The sequence below is a fragment of the Paenibacillus sp. ALE2 genome, from assembly GCF_054113385.1.
Genome location: NZ_CM134213.1, coordinates 3728897 through 3750187, shown reverse-complemented (window position 1 = coordinate 3750187; position 21291 = coordinate 3728897). Strand labels below are relative to the sequence as shown.

The 21291-nt window shown below is 45.2% G+C and carries 13 protein-coding genes; 3 read left to right on the top strand and 10 right to left on the bottom strand.

The genetic code is table 11. From position 1 onward, the window contains the following. The first annotated feature begins 99 nt into the window (after positions 1-99). The gene (locus ACXHJ1_RS16270) at positions 100-276 is read left to right on the top strand and encodes a hypothetical protein (protein ID WP_016822419.1); all 177 of its coding nucleotides are present in this window, start codon (positions 100-102) and stop codon (positions 274-276) included. On the opposite strand, the gene ACXHJ1_RS16265 is transcribed toward ACXHJ1_RS16270, so the two are convergent. Then, complete coding sequence (locus ACXHJ1_RS16265; RefSeq protein WP_016822420.1) at positions 269-706, bottom strand: NucA/NucB deoxyribonuclease domain-containing protein; 438 nt, start codon at positions 704-706, stop codon at positions 269-271. The genes ACXHJ1_RS16270 and ACXHJ1_RS16265 overlap by 8 nt on opposite strands. Positions 707-847: 141 nt before the next feature. Between ACXHJ1_RS16265 and ACXHJ1_RS16260 the strand changes: the two genes are divergently transcribed. After that, a complete protein-coding gene (locus tag ACXHJ1_RS16260) occupies positions 848-1042 on the top strand; it encodes a hypothetical protein (RefSeq protein ID WP_016822421.1) in 195 nt (64 codons plus the stop codon). 385 nt (positions 1043-1427) lie between these two features. Further along, on the top strand, positions 1428-1730 hold the full coding sequence (locus ACXHJ1_RS16255) for a hypothetical protein (RefSeq protein WP_013371923.1): 303 nt from the start codon (positions 1428-1430) through the stop codon (positions 1728-1730). A 77-nt stretch (positions 1731-1807) separates the two neighbouring features. Here ACXHJ1_RS16255 and ACXHJ1_RS16250 read toward each other — a convergent pair whose 3' ends face one another. The 9 genes from ACXHJ1_RS16250 to ACXHJ1_RS16210 all read right to left on the bottom strand — a co-directional run bounded on the left by ACXHJ1_RS16250 (position 1808) and on the right by ACXHJ1_RS16210 (position 21260). After that, positions 1808-3694 (bottom strand): Ig-like domain-containing protein, encoded by a 1887-nt coding sequence (locus ACXHJ1_RS16250; RefSeq protein ID WP_457904918.1) that lies wholly within the window; start codon positions 3692-3694, stop codon positions 1808-1810. 120 nt (positions 3695-3814) lie between these two features. Next, the gene (locus ACXHJ1_RS16245) at positions 3815-4237 is read right to left on the bottom strand and encodes a YolD-like family protein (protein WP_016822423.1); all 423 of its coding nucleotides are present in this window, start codon (positions 4235-4237) and stop codon (positions 3815-3817) included. A gap of 16 nt (positions 4238-4253) precedes the next feature. Next, positions 4254-4922: a uracil-DNA glycosylase gene (locus ACXHJ1_RS16240; protein WP_031461748.1), complete on the bottom strand. Its 669-nt coding sequence runs from the start codon at positions 4920-4922 to the stop codon at positions 4254-4256. Positions 4923-5181: 259 nt separating this feature from the next. Beyond that, positions 5182-5844 (bottom strand): S-layer homology domain-containing protein, encoded by a 663-nt coding sequence (locus tag ACXHJ1_RS16235; protein WP_153794921.1) that lies wholly within the window; start codon positions 5842-5844, stop codon positions 5182-5184. 225 nt (positions 5845-6069) lie between these two features. Further along, complete coding sequence (gene aspS / locus ACXHJ1_RS16230) at positions 6070-7839, bottom strand: aspartate--tRNA ligase (protein ID WP_457904917.1); 1770 nt, start codon at positions 7837-7839, stop codon at positions 6070-6072. 165 nt (positions 7840-8004) lie between these two features. Further along, positions 8005-10359 (bottom strand): ACP S-malonyltransferase, encoded by a 2355-nt coding sequence (gene fabD / locus ACXHJ1_RS16225; RefSeq protein ID WP_457904916.1) that lies wholly within the window; start codon positions 10357-10359, stop codon positions 8005-8007. A 31-nt stretch (positions 10360-10390) separates the two neighbouring features. After that, complete coding sequence (locus ACXHJ1_RS16220; protein WP_457904915.1) at positions 10391-11344, bottom strand: acyltransferase domain-containing protein; 954 nt, start codon at positions 11342-11344, stop codon at positions 10391-10393. 62 nt (positions 11345-11406) lie between these two features. Beyond that, entirely contained in the window at positions 11407-12282 is an 876-nt protein-coding gene (locus ACXHJ1_RS16215) for an SDR family NAD(P)-dependent oxidoreductase (RefSeq protein WP_457904914.1), read from the bottom strand. Between the two features lie 59 nt (positions 12283-12341). Continuing rightward, positions 12342-21260 carry an SDR family NAD(P)-dependent oxidoreductase gene (locus tag ACXHJ1_RS16210; RefSeq protein ID WP_457904913.1) on the bottom strand — a complete coding sequence of 2973 codons (8919 nt, stop codon included), beginning with the start codon at positions 21258-21260 and terminating at the stop codon, positions 12342-12344. Positions 21261-21291 lie beyond the last annotated feature (31 nt).

Here is a 21291-nt window from a genome sequence, read left to right as displayed (position 1 = left end):
TCTGCACAAAAAACAGGCATACTTAAAAGGTATGCCAGAGCCCTGACCTTCGTTGCCGCCACTACATACTATACATTATTAAGGGTTGGCGGTGATAATATGTTTGACGCTAAGCAAATGGAATGGTTAGATCAACTATCTGCTGAAGACCTGGCCATATTAGGTGCCGGCTTCAATACACTAGGTGATTTTTTTGATTTTTTGGCGCTGATTAAAGCCAAACAGGAAACATCTAAGGAGCTAAAAGGTAAAAACACTAAATCAAAAACTATTTAATAACGAATTTTACACGAGTCCCATCCTCATACTGATCTAACTGGTGACTGACCCATGATCCTGCCCCACGATTATCCTTAGGAGCTATGTACTTGATATTTGCACCCTTACCCCCTTCTGAGCACATAGCCATCGGCCATTCATCACGATCAAACCCTTTACGAGTAGGAACACCCGCAAGTGAATGCTGACGATTTTGCTCGGCTCCTTCCCGGTCAATTGTGCATACTGGTGATTTTCCCGCTTGAATGGCTTCCTTAATATGCTGCGCCGTTTCAGGATAACGACCTGACGGAAATTGCAGCGTTACCTGAGCTGATGAAGGCGGGTTCTCTCCTGTTATTTTCGTAAAAAGATTGTCTCCTTCAAACCAGTACGCTCCCACAGCTAGCAACACTAAGGCTATAAAACTTAGCAACTTTTTCTTCAATTTCCCTCTTCCTTTCAAGCTATCCCAGTAAATGACCTTCAGCTAAGGTAATCCCCAGATTTTATTTTTTGTAACCCCTTACCGACTATAAAAAAAGGTTAAATATCCGACGACAAATAGTATAGAGAGGAGGTTGTACGAATGAACGATGAGATCAAACTGGCCGTGAGCCAAATGCAAGCTGTTGTAATCCGGTTACTGAATGGAAATACCGTAATTGGCTGGCCTAAGCTCCTATCTGACCAAGAAACTCAGCAATTCAAGCTCTACGATGACGAACACGTATATACGATTTCCGTTAATGACGTGGATACAGTCGCAAGAGTTATTGTATAAGATACAGAGAACGACTTAATGAGTCATCCAGCGGACAAGCCCAAACAAGGCGCACCACAGGAGAAGACTAATCAGAATTCCCCAAAATAAACCTTTAAAAAGCTTCATACCATACTGACAACCTTTCCGACTGGGCTTTTTCCCCATTATAGCATGTCAGAAAGACAGCTGTCGCAGCTTGCTCTTACATTGTCTTTGTATCATATATTTTAAATTTTGAAATCACGATACCAAGAAAAAAGCACAAAATTCCGAGATTAGGACTGATCACCATTGAAAATGCAATCATGACATAATAAAAGTCACAATTTAACCGAAATTTAATGAAATTTTTCCGAAAATGATGTATAATTATTGACATAACAAAACGCACGAGGTGATCATCATGGCATTATTAAACAGAGTTAAGGAATTAAAATTACAACTGCCTAACGAGCATCATAGCATTTCACAATACGTGGAGCATGCATTGCATTCGATTGACAGTTTTGTAGAACAACATCGTCAATTTGTAGCTGCTCAAGCTTTATATGGTGAAAAAATCAACGGTACGGAAGAAAGATTATTTCGTGACACAATCGCTGAGATTAAAGCCCAACTAGTAGCTACTCTGGAGAAAACAGTTGAAGATTTCGCGCACAAAGGCGATAAGCACTGGAAAAATCATTATCAGGACGGCGTAGAATAAGCTGAAAATAAAACCCCCAGTCTTTGGACCGGGGGTTTATTTGTTTGGTATACGCCAGATTTGGCAATGTACGTAGACTATTTTAACACTTTGGCAGACGTCGTTACCTTCTTACCACCATAGACTACTTTAATACTGGAGCTTCCGCTATCCAAGGCCTTCACCTGACCAGCTGTAACCTGTACGATCGACGGTTTGGAGGATGTCCACACCGCTGAATTGGTCACATTCGCAGTCGCGCCTGAATCATAAACTGCACTCACGCTAAGCACTTGAGATGAGCCCTTAGGCAGCTTCAGGTTTTTATTGCTCAATACCAGCTTAAGCAACTTAGGTGTAACCTTAATCTCCACGTTAAACGACTTATCCTGGTACGTACCCGTAATGGTTGCTGTTCCAATTCCAACAGCTTTAATGGAAGACCCTTTTACGACCACTACAGAAGCATTCGATGTTGTCCATTTCACTTTACTGCTCAGGGTAACTTTTTTACCATCTGTATAATTGCCGACGACTTTGATGGACTTACTTCCCTTCAAATTCATCTCAGCATTCGAAAAACTTGGTGTCAATGTAGAAATGGCTCCCTCCACAATGACAGGCACTTTCACGTATTTATTCATATACATTGCCTTGATTCCCGAGTTTCCACCACTCACCGCTTTTACTTTGCCATTTCCCACTGTAACTGCGGCTGTTGTAGCTACCCAGCTTACCTGGTTGGTAACATCCAGTACTCCGCCACCAGCCATGTGTGCTTTTACAGTCGGAATACTCGTTTCTTGGCCTGCAACCAATACATATTTTTTCTCAGAAGCCGTCAGCTTAAGAACCTTATATTGTACGGTCACTGGAATATCCAGCTTGAGCGCACCTACTGTCGCTGTCAATGTTGCACTACCTGGGTTTACTGCTACCAGTTTACCATTTGCAATTTTGACTGCACTCTCACTGCTTAAGCTCCATTTTACATCGGATTGAACTGCTTTTTTGGCTCCATTGACCAAATAAGCAGATATACTCGGAAGAGATGTTTTGCTGCCAGTTTCAAGAGCCAGACTGGCTTTGCTTGAGACCAGTTTTTCGACAGTTGGAAGTACATTAATCTTCAGAGTCTTACTCAAACCATGATAGGAAGCTGTAATGGTCGAACTCCCTACATCCATCGGTGTGATTTTCCCTTGCTCTACAGTGGCAACCAGCGAATTAGAGGAAGTCCATTCTGCTGTGTTGGTCACATCTGTTTTGCCGCCAGTCAGGTTCACATCGGTTGCAGTAACCTGAATGGGGGAGCTACCCATATAGACCGATTTGGAGCCAGTCTCACTCAGTACCAGTGCCTGGGATGAAGAACGAACATACACGATCAATTGTGCATTCAGTCCATCTTTGGCGGCTTTAATGTAAGTCACGCCTTTGGCAAGAGGACGTACAAGTCCATTCTCTACGGTAGCCACAGCCTCATTCGTGGATGTCCATTCCACACCGGACACATTTTCCGTGCCGCCTCCGCTAAGCACACCTTGAGCAGTCAGTTGCTTCGATTCTCCGCCAATAGTCAGATTCAGAGGACCCGTCGGATTGAATTGCAACTTGCTGTAAGGCGATTTTACCGTAATCGTCGTACTTACCGTTTTCTGACCATATGTGGCAACAATCTTAATCTGCCCTTTGGACACTGGGGTAATGAGTCCCTTTTCTACCTTTAAAATACTTGAGTCCCCGGAGATCCATTCAGCTTCTTCGGTTACATCCGTTTTACCAGTCTGCGTCACAGACCACACTTTTAATTGAGCGGGGCTTCCACCCAGATTGATTGTGGTTGGATTTTGACTGTCCCACTGTACTGTGGAGGTCGTTTTCTCCTCAGCCCGGATCAAACCTGCTGGCCATGCTGCGAATACAAACATCAGCAAAGCAAGTAAGAAGGTACTCCGTTTGCTCATACGTTTCATACGCTTCATTCGTTTCTCTCCCTTGGTTTCATTCTATAAAACAGGATATTATTAACAATCCCATTATCTTTTATCGGTAAGCAGCTAACTAAATTGAACCCTTCATCAAAAAAAGGTGAATTATAACAGTTAAAGTTCGCCACGCAGTGACCTCACTACAAATAAATGCTCTGCCTTGGATAAGGTTTGTCCATCCTCAAGAGTCACATGGTCTGCCGAGTGACTAACCAGCTTTACATTATAAGCAATCAGTTGATCATCTCTCCAAATCGTCACCGCCGACTGAAAATGAATGGCATTATCAAACTGTAACGGAACATTCATTACATAACCGAAAGCGTTCAGCCTCGCTGGCTGGCGGCTTTTACGCTCACGTCCCGGAGGAAGCATGGTAATATGCGTAATATTTTCAAAAGGAATAGCCAGCATTTTCGGGCCCAAAATAACGCATTTTCGTATATCATCCCATTTTTCAAGTGTGCCGCGCACCTTCTGGGTATGACCGTTGTTGCCGTGATATAAAATGACCTGACGTCCCTTCCATTGACGCATGTCCTCACCTCCCGTGCTAGCGGTTAGGAATCTCCCACCGAATCGGTTCCATTCCATGCTCTTGCAAAAATGCATTGGTACGTGAAAAAGGCTTGCTGCCAAAAAAACCTCTATGAGCCGCCAATGGACTCGGATGAGCAGATTTCAGCACCAAGTGCTTACTGGTATTCACGAAGCTTGCTTTTTTCTGAGCATGGCTCCCCCACAAAATGAACACTGCCGGCTGTTCACGTTCATTAATCGCTTCAATGACAGCATCCGTGAAACGTTCCCAACCTATTCCCTGATGAGATTGAGGTTGTCCTTCGCGCACGGTCAGCACGTTGTTCAGCAGCAGCACACCTTGCTCAGCCCAAGGAACGAGGTATCCCTGATTCGGAATGGGAGTGCCGACATCATCGCGCAACTCCTTGTATATATTTTGTAGAGACGGCGGTGTACGCACACCGGGTCTAACCGAAAAGCTCAAGCCGTGAGCTTGTCCCTCTCCATGGTATGGGTCCTGCCCTAATATAACCGCTTTGGTCAGATGATATGGCGTTAATTTGAGTGCTGAAAACAAATCTTCCTTTGGAGGATATACCTTATGTAACTTGTACTCTCGAGCTAACGTATACCTTAATTCATCAAAGTAAGGCTTTTCGACCTCTTCCCGTAGTACATCATCCCAGTCATTCCCAAACATACTGCTGTCTCCTCTCAATATGTAAATCTGTGAAAGCTGTTAACTTTTGTACAAACAAATAAAGCTGACCCCTCATCCGGAGCCAGCTTATTTATTCGTTACTTGTGTTTCTATGCCGAAGGACCAGAAAAGTATTCTTACGATAGTCAACTACCGCGGGGTCTAAATTCGATTTCCTTATTATAGCATTCACGGTATTGATGTCAAGTAACTGAATGCTTAAATTCCTCAGAAGTAAAGCTCTTTATTGCTGTATTGGTTACGACTTTGGATGAGCATTCAGGTATTCCAATGCATTGTATAACATAACAGCAGCTTCGGCACGTGTAATCGCACTTTTGGGATGGAAATTTCCTTTCCCATCCAGGGCATTGACCTTGTACACTAGCGAGCGTTGAATGCTGCCTTGGTAAGAAGGCTCCAGCTCGCTGTCATCCGCAATATTTGCAGGTGCGATTTTAATCATGGGAAGAGCACCTGCTTTTTCCATGCCCTGAATCAACATGTGAGTGAACTCTTCTTTGGTTAGTGCTTTGGCAGGATTGATTTCTTTTGGAATGTCTACACCGTTATAATACGCGTTAATAAAAGCTTCGGCGTACCAGGCGGTATCCCTAACCTGGGTAAACAGTCCACTCGCCTGCGGCGCCTGGTTCAAATCAATGGCGGCCAAACTAAGCTGAAGTCCGCCCGAGATCAACTGAATGCCTTGGGCAGCGGTCACTTTAGATGAGGGGAGAAACTGCGTGTCAGAGGCACCTTTAAGTAACCCCCGCTCTTTAAGGGATATGATTTTTTCTTTGCCATTTACATGGCCCAAATCCTTGAATTGACTGTCTGCCGCAGACAAATGACCTCCAACCGAGAAGGACAGCAGAGCTATAGTCGTAAGGGCTGCGATTGCACTTTTTCTCATGCTCATGTTAAGTTCCACCTTGTAGTTGAATTAGGCCGCTTGGCCGTTAACAACTTCTTGACGTGGTTCACGATAGAAAGGTTGCAGCAGTTGCTACTAACCTAAATTGAACAATCTAAGCTACATAAAAAAACTCTCCTCTGCTTCTAGCAGGGAGAGTTTTTAGCTCACTCAATCGGATTTAATTGCGTGCTGGATTCAGCTTTGCTTGCAGTATCTTGTTGAATCCGTTCACTCTGTTTGTGGCTTGGCATTTGCCAATTTTATATGAACATCTCTCAATTGTTTGTCAGTAACCTCTGAAGGGGCTCCCATTAATACATCCTGTGCTTTACTGTTCATTGGAAAAGCAATGACCTCTCGAATATTCGATTCATTTGCAAGGATCATTACAATCCTATCAATTCCAGGTGCTATACCTGCGTGAGGGGGTGGCCCAAATTGAAAAGCATTAAAGAGTGCAGGAAATTTACTCTTAATCTCTTCATATGTATAACCCGCGATCTCAAAGGCTTTTACCATAATCTCTGTATCGTGGTTACGGACAGCCCCCGAGGACAGCTCAATTCCATTACATACAATATCATATTGGTACGCCAGGATCTCCAGAGGATTCATATTCAGCAGCGCATCCATGCCACCTTGCGGCATCGAAAATGGGTTATGGCTGAACTCTATTTTATGAGTATCAGGGTCCAATTCAAACATGGGGAAATCAACAATCCAGCAAAACTTAAACGTATCCTTTTCCAATAAATCCAGCCTTTTGCCTAATTGGTTTCGGACAACGCCAGCTATTTTTTCGACATTTTTAAGCTCATCGGCAGCAAAAAACAGTGCATATCCCGGACCAGCTTGCGTTACATCGATCAATTCGTTTTTTACCTTCTCCGGTATAAACTTTGCAATCGAGCCGCTGAGAGACATATCATCATTAAACTTAATCCATGAAAGACCTTTCGCTCCAGCCTCCATAGCAAAGTTCACGATATCGTCGTAAAAGCTTCTTGGCTGTGCTTCACAACCAGGAGTAGCAATAACTCGTATCGTTTTATTTTTAAACACTTTAAAATCACTCTCTGTAAAAAGCTCTGTAACATCATGGATAATTAATGGATTTCTTAAATCAGGTTTATCGCTCCCATATTTGAGCATGGCTTCTTGATAGGGAATTCTACTAAAAGGCTTTGAAATTTTAAAATGTGTAAATTCAGAAAAAACTTCATACAGCATATTTTCAACTACATTAAAAACATCTTCCTGTGTAGCAAAAGCCATTTCCAAATCCAGCTGATAAAACTCACCGGGTGATCTGTCTGCTCTTGCATCCTCATCTCTAAAGCACGGAGCAATTTGAAAATATTTATCAAAGCCGGAGACCATTAATAGTTGTTTGAATTGTTGAGGTGCCTGAGGCAAGGCATAAAATTGACCTGGATGCACTCTACTAGGAACTAAATAGTCTCTGGCGCCCTCTGGAGATGAACTTGTCAGAATCGGTGTCTGAATCTCTAAAAAATCCAAATCAATCATCTTTTTTCGGATACTTTGAATGACTTTAGAGCGAAGTACAATATTATCATGTAGATTTTCATTGCGCAGATCCAGGAAACGATACTTTAATCTTAAATCTTCCCGGGCTTCATGTGCTGAAGATACTTCAAAAGGCAATGGGTTCATGACCTTCCCTAACACTTCTATCTCCTTGGCAACGACTTCAATATATCCGGTTTTCATTTGGGGACTGATCGTGCTTGCGGACCTGTGACATACAGTTCCTACGACAGAAATGGTTGATTCCCTGCTGATCTTGGATACGAAATCCTTTAATTCATTAGGATCAGAGACAACGATTTGCGTAACCCCATAATGATCCCTAAGGTCAATAAAAACAATCCCGCCAAGGTTACGCATATTTTTAATCCAACCTGCAATTCTCACGATTTCCCCGACATGTGTTTGATCCAATTCTCCACAGTTATGAGTTCTATATCTATGCACAGAAACACCCTCTTTCTTTTACCCTAATATCTACATGGTTTCAATGATGTAACCCATGGTCTGTTGCAGGTATTGTCATTCAATTTTGTATGAATCCCGCCATGGGCTTATTCGGTTAGAACATGCTAACTTTATTATTAGCTTCCCGCCATTACTTGATTTCAACTAGACTGTAAGGAGACTAGCAGTTAATGCTGTAAATCTTTCATTCAGGTGCTCTGCAGTCTCAACCATTATTTTTTGTCCTATATCGTCAACATGTCTATTCTTCCAATTCTCAAGATCTGTCCCCTTAACCCATTGATTAAAAGCGCCGAGGGCTGGTCCGCAGTGTACTTGATAATCGACTCTGTTGTTTTTATCGCCATTAATGGCAAGTCGAGTAGAATAAGTAAAGTACCATCTAAATATCAAGGCCATCTTCCGTTTCGGGATTCTTTCAGCTTTTTCAATGATTTCAGGCGGATAATAAGCTTTAATATCTTCGTAGACTTGTTCAATACTCTTCTTAAAATACTTTTCTTCAATATAGTGTTTTGTTTCTCTATCAATTTCATCTATGGAATTATAATTACGGTAAAGATCATATAATTTATTCGCCCTGGCTGGGAAAAACACTCCTTTTTTCATAACCTGAACTTTTGCGCCCATTTCAAACATATCCCCTGCTGGAGCGTAGTCTGTATCCTGAATGTTTAACTGCTGAAGCAAATCCTTTACTTCATCACTCGTCCCTGCTTCAACTGTGCACTGATTGATTGAACCCGTCATGATAAAATCAGCACCCAGTATAAACGCCGCCGCTGCAGCTTGTGGAGTCCCTATTCCCCCGGCTGCCCCTACCCTTATACTTTTATTGTATTTATACTTTCGAATCGCTTCATCCCTCATCTGAAGCATCAGCGGGACCAATACATAAGCAACTGCATGGTCAGTATGCCCACCTGAGTCAGCCTCGACGCACAAATCATCTACCATGGGAATTTCCATCCCCATCATCGCTTCTTCCCGGCTGATCCTATTTTCCGCCAGCAGCTTATTGATAATATTCTGAGGCGCAGGACTCAGGAAGGCTTCAACAACCTCTGGCCTGGATACTTTCGCAATAATTCTGTTCTGTGGCGTAACATTTCCCTGTGCATTCCGTCTCAGCCCCTTCAGCCTGTACCTAACCAAAGAAGGCGTGATACTCATAAACGCAGAGGCTTCAATATTTCTAACACCGTATTTTATGTACAAATCAACGATGTTATTTTCTATGTCTGGGTGGTCCGGCACATGAATCAGATTCATTCCATAGGCTTCGCCATGGTTTAATTGCTTCTGAATATACTTTATGGTTTCCTCCAGAGCATCCATCTTCACTCCCCCAGCTCCAAAAAATGCCATCATTCCTGCCTTTCCTGCTGTTACGACCATCTCTTTTGAAGAGATTCCCTTGTACATTGAGCCTATAAGATACGCATACTTAATTCCGTAATCTTGTTTAAATTCGCTATGCCCAAGAGACTCTGCCGTAAATCGTTTGCTGGATTCCAGTACGTCATGACCGGATTTTGTTCTGGGAGCCTGTCGCTTTTCGAATATCGATTCATCATTTCTCAACGTATCCTTCGACATCCTCTTCTGTACCTGTTCGTTTCGGTCTTCAACCTCTGTCACGATCAATGGCTCGGCTTCTCGTTGTATGGCATTAACCAATCCTGCCACGACATTACCAGGCCCGATTTGGATAAACTGGGTTACACTTTTACCCATCAGATACCGTATACTCTCCGACCACTTGACCGGGCTTACAATCTGGTTAATCAGCGTGCTTCTTAAGTCCTGCTGCTTGTAGGGTCTGGCATGGACATTGGAAATAACGGGTATTTTGATGTTCGAGAATTCAAATGGCGCCGCATAGGCCTCAAATTTCTGTTTGGCATTTTCCATATACCTGGAGTGAAATGCTCCACTTACATTCAAAACCACATAATTTCTGGCTCCTGCATCTTCAAAAATCGGTTTCGCCTGCTCAATCAGTTCCTTTGGCCCTGAAATGACAATCTGGCTGGGCGAATTATAGTTGGCAACATCGAGCTCTATTAATTTATTTTTCTCCATTACTTCCCGAAACACTTCTTCTTTCAAGCCTAAAACTGCCGCCATTCCGCCACCAGTAGCCCGAGCCATCAGCTCTCCTCTTTTTTGGACCAGCTTCAAGCCGGTTTCAAAATCAAACGCTTCCGCGGCAAATAAAGCATTATATTCACCCAAGCTATGTCCTGCAACATAATCGGGTTTTCTTCCGGTCTCTCTTATTTTTTTCAGATAGCTTAAAGCGTTTACGACGAATAGGGCTGGCTGGGTAAAATCCGTTTGCCCGAGCTGGTTGGCAGGGTCTTCAAGGCACAGCTTCTGAATAGAATAACCAAGAACTGCATCCGCTTTGGCAACCAATTCTGGAAATTCATCAAACAGTCCTTCGCCCATACCTTTTACTTGAGCTCCTTGTCCAGGGAACAGATATGCGATCATTGATTTCCTCCTTGTTAGTAATGGATGCATATTAGGCAAATATTTCGAACAGACGATCCAAATTTTTTATGTCCTGTTGAAAAGGGGAGAGAATAGAACAGACGCTTGCCTTTTTCTTGGGGCCAAAATTATACTTTACAAAATTAGCAAGTGTGCCCGAGGGGCCGAGATCAATATAGACAACCCCGTCCCTGTCTCCCAGACACTTTAGAGCGCTCTGAAATTGCATAGGCTTTCTAGTAACATCCCAAAGAAAACGGTTGTCAAGCCATGTCGTCTTCCCGCCGTACATAGATGAAACCATATTTATTTTAGGGCTTCTTATGGTCTTAAGCTTCAAGAACGCCATATATTCCAATGCAATTGGATCCATTAAAGAAGCGTGAAAAGCATAGTGAACTGGCAACCTTTGATAGATCGTTCCATTTGCTTTCAAATAATGTTCAATCTCTGTCAGACCCTCGCAGCTGCCTGAAATAACAAAATGCGAGTCAAAGTTGATGGCTGCCAGTTCTGAGTTGTTATGCAATACGGGCGCTTCGTCATACAGACCGGAATCGCCAATGACGGCCATCATGCCCCCTTTCGGACAGTACGCCTCCACCAGCTGTGCTTGCTTGATAATGCATTGAAGTGTGTCCTCATAGCTCATGCAGTCAGCCACAGCAACAGAAACAGACTCACCCAGGCTAGAGCCTAAAACATAATCAGGATAAATTCCCTTTTCCAATAACACCTGTGTGAGCGCATATTCAACCATGAAAATTGCAGGGTGAGTATCTAGCAGGGTGTCAAACTCTTCTCCCCTGCGACGCGTGTCATCGTACAGCGTTTTTAATACAGACCTGCCTGTAATATCCGTATGAATCTCATCCAACCTGGTCATCCATGTTCGGAAAACCGGGTTGGACATATATAATTCCTTTCCCATGCCGTAGTATTGCGAACCTTGACCTGAAAACATAAAAACCACTGATCTGTCCATCCGAGTAACCCCCACAACGTATTGATCAGACTCGCCTAAGCAGTTCCTCTATCATTCACAGTTCATAACAAATTGCGCACTAATTGCATTTGGGATGCCGTAGGATTACTTTCATTAAGGACATTCTCCATATGCTGCCTGATTGCAGGTTTGAATTTCGGTTCTGTGATGATATATAGCTGCCCTTTTCGTATGCCCTCAAAAATTTGATGGGCCACATCCTCTGGAAGTATGCCATTTTTGACAGCCTTGCGAGCTAATTCGGTAATGACTTGTCTTTCGGGCGGAAGATTTCCACTCCCATCTGGCTTACGCAGCTCTGTCGGACGGTTTCGCTCTGCATCCATAATTTGAGTACGGACGAATCCCGGACACACAACCGACACTCCCACATTAGAACCGATCAATCTTAGCTCTTGGTATAGCGTTTCAGACAGGCTTAAAACGGCATGCTTTGACGCGCTGTATATTCCATTTCCAGGACCGGACAGCAGACCAGCAATCGATGCTGTATTTACAATATGGCATGGTGTTTTTTGTTTCACCATAATAGGAACAAAAATTTCGGTAGCAAACAGAATTCCCCAAATGTTTACGTTAATTACCCACTGCCAATCTGCCACAGTATTCTCCCATAATAAGCGGCCTGTGCCGGCATCCACACCTGCATTATTGAACAAAAGATGCACAGCACCAAAGGTCTGAACTGTTTTTTGCGCTAATAAACGAATATCAGCTTCTTTGGAAATATCGGTCACAACAGATAGTGTAGCTGCGCCCATTTCTTGCAATTCTCGTTCAGTCCTTAGAAGAGCCCCCTCCTCAATATCCGCCAGAACAACCTTCATCCCTTCATTGACACATCGGTCTGCAATAGCTCGGCCAATTCCGCTGGCAGCTCCCGTAATCACAGCTACCTTATCTTTGAACTCCCTCATGTTTACCTCCGGAATATTCGTATTTTTCGTTAGACAGGGTTTAGTTCCCCAATGTGTGCTCAGAAAGGAGAGGTCGGTAAGGGGATTCTACGAACAGTGTGTCCCTCATGGAGCGCCTCCCACGTAATCCTGCCTCCCTGGGTCCAATACATCGCAATATTTTCCAGATTTCTCTCCTCTAAAAGAATTTGAGAAACTTTCTCGCCTACTTTTCCTGAAAGGAGTGCACTTGTATTTGAATCTTCTCCGCCTTCCCCAATAAATATCGGAATTGACGCTCCCTCCGGCTCATTGCCCTTGCCGACTGATTCGATAAGCTCTCTAAGACCCGTGAGCAGTTCCTCCCGTGAACTCGCTACGATTGCCGTCCGGCACTTCATCGCTTCGCGGCCTGTCTGAAGGGTGAAAGCAATATCATGTAAAGAAAGCTCGTTCTGCCGCTCCACATACTCAAGTAATTGACTCGCAAGCGCATTTAGTCGCTCCCAGTTTATGTCGGAGAGAACCACTACTTCTGTCTGATCTGCCCCTTGCAGCTGGACAGCTTCTTTTGGCGAAGGGATGTATTCTTCCAGAATAAAATGAACATTCGATCCCCCAGCACCGAAGGAGCTTACTGTTGCCCGTAGTGGAAATTCCCGCTCTTCTCCCTCCAGCTCTATTACAGGCCGCTTCCATTCCTGAAGCTCCCGCTGCAAATAAAATGGAGTATTGCTGAACGTAAGATTAGGATTCAGCTTTTCCGCTTTAATGGTGGGAACCAGCTTTCGATGCCACAATTGCAATATGGTCTTGGTAAGCTGCGATATTCCCGAGGCTGCTTCTGCATGGCCTATATTGGATTTAACCGAACCCATGGCACAAAAGTGCTGCTCATCCGTAAATTTCTGGAAAGATTTTTTCAAGGCGACTAGCTCAATTGGGTCTCCCAATGTAGATCCATTGGCTGCTGCCTCTACATAGCTGACTGTCCGAGGATGAATGCCAGCTTTCAAAAAGTTCTCTTCAACAAGTTGTGCCTGTGCATTGGGATTGGGGACCGTGTACCCATTGCTGTGTCCTCCATGATTAGTGGCCGTAGATTTGATGACTGCTAAAATGCAGTCTCCATCCTCCTCTGCCTTATGAAGCGGCTTTAAGAGAACTGCCCCAACACCTTCAGCAGGAAGATATCCGTCTCCATCCGCAAAGCTTCGACTTTCTTCATGGCTTCCGATCAATTGGTTCTGGCTGGATTCAATATACTTTTTGGGGCTTGTCAACAGATTCCCACCGCCAGCTACTGCGATTTGACACTCACCTCTGATCAGGCTTTCACATGCCATATGGACAGCCACAGCAGAGGAAGAGCTCATCGTATCAATGGATATGCTCGGTCCCTGGAAATTGAAATAATGCGACATGGGGTTGGCGACGGCAACAGAACCAAAGGATGTGATCCGAGGGGCATCCGTATTTGTATCACAGGTGCAGTATTTATGATACGTAGCACCAACGTAGACCCCAACCTTGGATTGGTGTTTTTTCTGTAGCATCTCTCGCGTATATCCCGCACTTTCCAGCAGGCTCCATATCATTTCCAGGAAAAGCTGTTCCATAGGGTCCATCAAACTCACCTCATAAGGAGTGAGGTGAAAGAAAGAAGAATCCAACGGATTTATTCTGTTTAGGAAGCCCCCCCACTTGCAGTAGGTTTTTCCCGGTTTATTTCTTTCTTTATCAAAGTAAAGATCGTGATCCCAGCGATCTTTGGGAACTTCGGTAATGCAGTCCTTGCCCTCTTGGAGATTTCTCCAGAATTCTTGAATATTTTCCGCTCCAGGATATTTTCCAGACATCCCGATGACAGCAATGTCCATCGCTCCTGTTTCTGTTTTTGTTTCTATTTTTGTCTTCGTTTCTTTTGCCTCCTCCTTAGGCTCTACTCGCACTGACGAAATAGGTGAGTGCCGAAATAAAGGAGAGGGCGCCTTTGCATGCTCTACGATGCGCATGGATTTCGTGCTGGCTGCCGCGACTAGCTCTTGTTCAGCACCAAACAAAGCGTTCAATTCCTCCCGGTGAGATTCCAGGAAGTAATCCGTTAAACTCTGGATATCCGGATATTCAAACAGTAAGGTTCTGGACAGTGATCCAAACGTTTCTTCCAACTGATCGGTTATTTCCATAGACTTTATGGAGTCAACCCCATAGTTTTCTAAGTTTTTATCCTCTTCAATGCGCTGTTCCGGCAGTCCAGTGGATGAGGAAAGTAAGCCCTTTAGATAACCCGTTATCTGATCACGCAACCGCTCTTCTCCAGCCAGGGATTTTGTCTCATTGGCTACGGAAGCCGTGTCAGCTATTGCACTTACAGTCGCTACCTGATCCAGACCAAACAAAGTGCTTAATTCGTCTCGGTGAGATTCCAGAAAATATTCGGTTAAGCTTCGGATATTCGGATATTCAAACAGTAAGGTTCTGGACAGCGATCCAAACGTTTCTTCCAGCTGATCGGTTATTTCCATAGACTTTATGGAGTCAACTCCATAGTTCTCCAGGTTTTTATCCTCTTCAATGCGCTGTTCCGGCAGTCCGGTAGACGAAGAAAGCAAGCCTTTTAGATAACTTGTCACCTGATCACGCAACTGTTCTTCTCCTGGTCGAAGTTCTGTATCCATTGCTGTCGTAGCGGTGGTGGCTTTTACACCTACAGTTACTGCCTGCTCCAGACCAAACAGAGCGATTAATTCGTCTCGATGAGATTCCAGAAAATACTCGGTTAAGCTCCGGATATTCGGATATTCAAAAAATATCGTCTTCGACACCTGATCGAACGTTTTCTCCAACTGGTCAGTCAGTTCCATGGACTTGATAGAATCCACCCCGTAATTTTCCAACGGCGCATCCTCTTCAATTCGATATGCAGGCAGTTCGATTGACGAAGACAACAAAGTCTTCAAGTAATGGGTCGTCTTTTCACGCAGCAGATGTTCATCTTGGACGGACACTGTCTTATTTGCTGAGAAAGGAGCGATGTTGTCTTCTGATCCGAGTCTCTGATCCCCGGCTGCTTCTCCGCTGTCTTCAAGCTGTCCTTCCATAATCATCATTCTGCTGATCAGCTCAATGTCTCCTTCTACCACCATCGCTTGATTCGATATGCAGGCTATACTTTGATACAACGCACGAATACCAGTCTCTGTCCTCATCGCATACATGCCTACATTCTGCAAAGCTTTTTCCGTCTCCTGGTCAGGTCGCATTCCGCCGTCTTTCCATAACGGCCAATTGATCGACAGCGTTTTGCCCATACGCTCCCAGGAGGATACCAAAGTATTACGATACCAAGCATAGGCATCCATGAACGCATTCGCGGTGGCATAGTCAGACTGACCCGCATTTCCGCCCACTCCGGCAGCTGATGAGAAAAGAATAAAGAAATCTAGGGGCATGTCCTTACTGGCCTGATCCAAATTGGCTAGTCCGACCACCTTCGGTGCCAGAACTTCCCTGAATTCTGCGCTCGTCTTTTTGATAATATAGTTATCTTTAATGATTCCAGCACTGTGCAGAATGCCGTTAATTCCGCCGTATGCCATTTGGATGTCCTCAATCAGGCCAACCACCGCTGCCTTCTGCGTGACATCCACCTGTCTGTATTCCACCTTGGCGCCCAAAGCCTTCAATTCTTCCAATTGGGCCAGCTTGTCCTCGGTCAGCAGGGACCGCCCAGTCAGAATCAAGGTTGCTTCCCTGGTCTGGCGCGCAATTTCTTTGGCAAAAATTAGACCCAGGCCCTTGGCACCTCCAGTAAGCAGGTAAACCCCATGATCTTTCCATGGAATTTGTGGTGTCGCTGGCATTTCAACCTTGTTCCAGGCAGGAATCCAACGTTTACCTTCTACAAAACGGATGCGGCTGTCCTCTGGACGCTGACTGCTCGACCTTAATATTTCAATGAGTCCTTCATTTTTTTCCGTTTCCCCTACTTCAATCAGTTGCCCGTAGAACTTTGGATTTTCCTTATGAGCCGTTTTGAGTATGCCACACAGCCCAGAGAAAAGTAGTTTCTCATTTCCAGACATCGTTACCATTTGTACCAGCACTTTGCCTTTAGGCTTGTCAATTAGGATGCCTTGTATTTTCTCAAAAACCTGAACGGCATATGTTTCAAAGCGTCGGTCGACCTCTTCCATGCGGGCTTGTAGGGTGATGCATTCCACGCCTGTCAAGGAGGCCTCGACATGTACTGCAGCTATGGCATCTGTCTCACAAAGTATGACCACATGCCGTTCGTAGTCGGTTGCTATGGTTTCCTTATTAGCCGCCTGTTCTTTCCAGAATGGCTGTAGCATCATTGCACCGAACGGTTGCTCACAAGTCTCCGCTTCCTTATAGGAGACCCCTTTTATGCGCACACAGATTCTGCCTGCCTCGTCGCACAAATCAATATCATACTTGTGCATCTTATGATTAATCTGATTTCCTCTTCCATGCCGTACTAACGCCCACATTTTGCTCGGACATTCCTGAAATATTTGAAGCTTATCTATCGCAGTCGGCAGTATTTTTTCCCGAGAATCAATGCCATTGAACTGCATAACATTTTCATTATTCGAAAGCAGGTATAACGGCAATTGCAGGGCAGCACTTGTCATGAAGGGATGCACAACAAATAGGCCCCCAGTATTCGCAATACCGGAAGGCAGTGATAGCTTGGCCAACACCAAACCCTGACCTATATAAACTTGCTCAGCGGACTGGAATTCCGAATCGTAGTTGGCTCCAGTCGTGCGCAGTGCTTCATCGTCTCCCCTAGGTAAAATATGATCAATGCACTCCATCTGCAAAGCCTGAATATCTAATGTTTCCGTTCTATTTAAAGCCTCCAGCTCGGCACTTCCCTCGCTGTGTAAGACAGGATCTCCTGCTTCGGTTCGTGTGCTGTAAATTTTGAAGCCAATTCCACCTTGATCTCCCGGAAAGAGTCCTATATGTATTTCCGGCTGATCTCCTATGACAGGAGCATGTGTCCATACCATGTCTGTGAGTGTGATGCCTGCCTGACCCTTCTCCTGAACTGTTAACGATTGTTCAACCGCTGCCCGCGCCATTTCAAGACATGCTCCATCCGACAGGACAAGTCTTCCATCAACGACGGAGTTATTCAGATAAAACTCCTGACCGTTGAAGATTGAGCTGAATCTTTGCTCAGAAAGAACGGAGGTATTGTGATGCAGCAAGGGGTGCAGATATGCCGGAGTGACGCCAGCGGGCTTTTCTTCATCTACTGATATCCAGTAGCGTTCCCTAGCAAAGGGATACGTGGGCAAACTGATGCGGAAAGGCTGGACATCACTGTAAAGTCTGTTCCAGTCAATGTGCACACCCTTGACCCACAATTCCGAAAGCCTGCCGTATTTCTCTGCTAGATTCCAGGCATCAGAGGATTCATCCAGCGCTTCTTCCTGCTTAACGACATCTAAACTCTCCTTATCTCGTTTAGCCTGCCCCCGATAAAGCTGTACAATATTCTGCCTTTCCCCAATAAATTCCTGCAGCTTGTTTCTAAGTTCCTCCACTGACTGAACGACCACGGCAAGGCGCTCTTCCATCGCCTCACGCCCTATCTGCAAGGTGTAAGCCACATTTATCAGGTCATTATCCGAGAAGTCATTTTTATCCATTGCAGCAGTCAATTGAACAGCCTGCTCTTTCAATGCTTCATCACTTTTGGCCGACAATACAATGACAACCGGCTTTTGCGGAGTAGAGGCAGCCTGTTCTGCTGGAATGTATTCTTCAAGAACGATATGGGCATTAGATCCTCCGGCTCCGAAGGAAGATATCCCTGCAATTCTAGGGTATTCCCGTTGCTCGCCGTCTTCTTCGAGGATCGGACGTTTCCATTCAGAAAGCCCTTGCTGAACTGCAAATGGCGTTTTGGCAAAATTTATATTGGGATTCAATACTTTGGCATGCAGACTTGGGGCAATTTTCTGGTTTTTCATTTGCAGAATAATTTTAGCGACACCCGCAATCCCTGCAGCCGCCTCCAAATGGCCTATGTTTGATTTTACCGAGCCAATCGCACAGAATCCTGTATCCTGTGTATCTTTCTTGAAAGCCTGGGTAAGGCCAGTGATTTCAATAGGATCACCAAGCTCGGTCCCTGTTCCGTGGGCTTCAATATAACTGACTGTTCGAGCATTGACGCCTGCTTTATCCAAGGCCTCTCGGATCAATTCTCCTTGTGCTACCGGATTAGGAACGGTATACCCGTTTGTTTTTCCGCCATGATTGATACTAGTTGCGCGAATAACTGCATAAATATGGTCCTTGTCGGCAATGGCCCGAGATAAAGGTTTGAGCAGCACAACGCCCGCACCTTCACCAGGGACAAATCCATTCCCCCCTTCGCCAAAGCTCTTGCACCGTCCCTCTGGCGATAGCATTCGCATTGTGCTTAGAAAAACATAGTTGGAAGGATGAAGATATAAGTTGACTCCACCTGCAATGGCAATCTCGCATTCTCCGTTATGAATATGCTCACAGGCCTCATGGATTGCAGTTAATGACGAGGAGCACATGGTATCGACCGAAAAGCTCGGCCCCTTCAAATTCAAGAGATACGATATTCGATTGGCTACCGAACTGAACGATGTGCGAGGAAAGAACGGTTTGCCTTGCTCCCACAGCTTGGGCCCGTATAAATTGAAGCCTGTTGCGGTAATGCCTGCAAAGACGCCGATGCGCCCATTGTATTGCACTGCAAGCTGATCTCTGCTATATCCAGCATCCTCGAAGGCCTTCCAGCATTCTTCCAGGAATATCCGTTCCTGAGGGTCCATACTCATCGCTTCCCGGGGCGATATATTGAAGAAAAGAGGATCAAAATCTGCGAAATCCTCTACAAATCCCCCATATTTGCTATAGCTTTTGCCCTTCTCCACAGCTTCCTTGATGTCAGGAGAATAAAATCCTTCCCTCTTCCAGCGATCCGCAGGGACCTCTGTAATACAATCTTTGCCCTGTTGTAAATTGCTCCAGTATTCTTCCATATTTTTCGCTTGTGGAAATCGTCCGCTCATGCCAATAATGGCTATTTGCTCGTGTTTCGCACTGCTTGTGTCTATAGCTGCGCTGCTAGTGCGATGTTTTTCTTCCTGTGGCAGAGTCGGCAATGATAATTCGCTATTAACATGCAAGGATGCAGGGACGAAGTTTTCTTCCGGCTCCAGCCGTCTGCCAAGTCCTGTCCACCGTACGCATTCCTCATAGTAGTCAGCAATAAAATATTTCGCTACCGCTTCCAACGTCTGATATTCAAAAAACAGGGTCATCGAGATTTCACCAAAAACTCCCTGAAGCTTTTGATTGAGCCTTGTAATCATGATGGAGTCTATGCCGTAGCTCTCCAAAGGCTCACTGACATCAATCTTTTCAACGCTCAGCTTAGTCACTTCTCCAAACAACACTTTAAGCTGGTGCAAGGTTTTTTCCAGAAGCAGCTCAGGATTTATTGGTGAAGAAGCTGTCTCTTCAACGTACACGTTCTCCTGTGGCTGAGGCTCCAATAGATGCTTCCGCAATCTGGACAAATCCCCCTCTATCACCAGCACCTGCTTCTGGCCAGAGGCCAGGCTATCATATAAAGCCTTAACGCCGTTTGAAGTTTGCATGGCCACCATGCCAATACTTTGCCAAACCCTCTCCGTTTCAGCATCCGCATGCATGCCTCCATCCTTCCAGAGAGGCCAATTGACAGACAGCGTCTGCCCTTTGCGCTCCTTGCAAGAGACGAGGCTGTTTCGATAAAAGGCATAGGCATCCATAAACGCATTTGCTGCGGCATAGTCGGCCTGACCAGGATTGCCCATAATCCCTGCGATGGAAGAGAAGAAAATGAAGAAATCAAGATCTAGCTCCTTCGTCGCCTGATCCAAGTTGACCACCCCGGCTACTTTGGGCGCCATTACTTCCTTGAACTCTTCCTGCGTCTTATGAATCATAAAACGATCCTGTATCACCCCTGCGCTATGAAGGATGCCATCAAGCCCCCCGTGCTCCTCCCGGATCTTTAGGACCAGTTGCGAGACCTCTTCCTTTCGGGATACATCCGCTCGTTTGTACTCTACGCGGGCTCCCAGCGCCTTCAACTCCTCCAGTATGACCTGCTTGCCTTCATCAAGCATGGAACGTCCTACAAGGACTAGCGTAGCTTCTCGGACTCGCCGGGCGATATCTCTCGCCAAAACAAGCCCTAAACCTCCTGCACCGCCCGTAATCAAATAAATCCCCTGATCCTTCCAGGGCACTCTTCCCGGAGTTTCAGGGGCTTTCATTTCATTCCAGCTGAGAATCAGACGTTTACCGTTCTCATACCGTATCCTTTTGTCTTTGGGGTATTGACTGTTCTCTTTCAATTTCTCAACGATCTCTTCCAAACCTGTAGCTTCCAATTCAACAAATTGCCCTACGATTTTTGGATTTTCTTTTTCGGCTGTTTGCAGCAATCCCAAAAGTCCAGCAAAGAGCTGCTGCCCGGTTTGTGAAGAAGCAGCAATCTGTACCAACACGCTGCCCCTCAAGTTCTCTTTGAGGAGCATTTGCACTTCTGCAAGCAGTTGAAGGGCATAGCGCTGAAAGCGTTCATCCATGCCGGTCAAACCGGCATGGAGCTTGATGCATCGGGTTCCTTTCATGAGCGCTTCAATACTTCGCTCTGAGATATGATCAAGTTCACAAAGCACCACCAGATGCTGGCTACATTCATGAAGAGTCGCTTTTTGGAGCGCAGCTTGCTCTTTCCATGAAGGCTCAAGCATAAGGACTCCTGTATCCGCCAGAGCCCCCTCCGTGTTCCCTGCTCTGCTGTGCAGAGTTCCATCTGAAGCCATTTGAGCTTGAATTTGGCGTATTCTGAGGAGAGCCTCCTCTTTCTGCATCCGTCCGCTTTTTACCTCACCCAGAATAGTTTGAAAAAAGTCCTTCATCTTCGATTGCCTCCCAGCATGTAGAAACTTC

Coding starts and splice junctions, on each gene's coding strand:
- ACXHJ1_RS16235 (WP_153794921.1), bottom strand. CDS start 5,844: ATGAGCATGAGAAAAAGTGCAATCGCAGCCCTTACGACTATAGCTCTG.
- fabD (WP_457904916.1), bottom strand. CDS start 10,359: ATGATCGCATATCTGTTCCCTGGACAAGGAGCTCAAGTAAAAGGTATG.
- ACXHJ1_RS16255 (WP_013371923.1), top strand. CDS start 1,428: ATGGCATTATTAAACAGAGTTAAGGAATTAAAATTACAACTGCCTAAC.
- ACXHJ1_RS16220 (WP_457904915.1), bottom strand. CDS start 11,344: ATGGACAGATCAGTGGTTTTTATGTTTTCAGGTCAAGGTTCGCAATAC.
- ACXHJ1_RS16210 (WP_457904913.1), bottom strand. CDS start 21,260: ATGAAGGACTTTTTTCAAACTATTCTGGGTGAGGTAAAAAGCGGACGG.
- ACXHJ1_RS16245 (WP_016822423.1), bottom strand. CDS start 4,237: ATGCGTCAATGGAAGGGACGTCAGGTCATTTTATATCACGGCAACAAC.
- ACXHJ1_RS16215 (WP_457904914.1), bottom strand. CDS start 12,282: ATGAGGGAGTTCAAAGATAAGGTAGCTGTGATTACGGGAGCTGCCAGC.
- ACXHJ1_RS16240 (WP_031461748.1), bottom strand. CDS start 4,922: ATGTTTGGGAATGACTGGGATGATGTACTACGGGAAGAGGTCGAAAAG.
- ACXHJ1_RS16250 (WP_457904918.1), bottom strand. CDS start 3,694: ATGAAGCGTATGAAACGTATGAGCAAACGGAGTACCTTCTTACTTGCT.
- ACXHJ1_RS16260 (WP_016822421.1), top strand. CDS start 848: ATGAACGATGAGATCAAACTGGCCGTGAGCCAAATGCAAGCTGTTGTA.
- ACXHJ1_RS16270 (WP_016822419.1), top strand. CDS start 100: ATGTTTGACGCTAAGCAAATGGAATGGTTAGATCAACTATCTGCTGAA.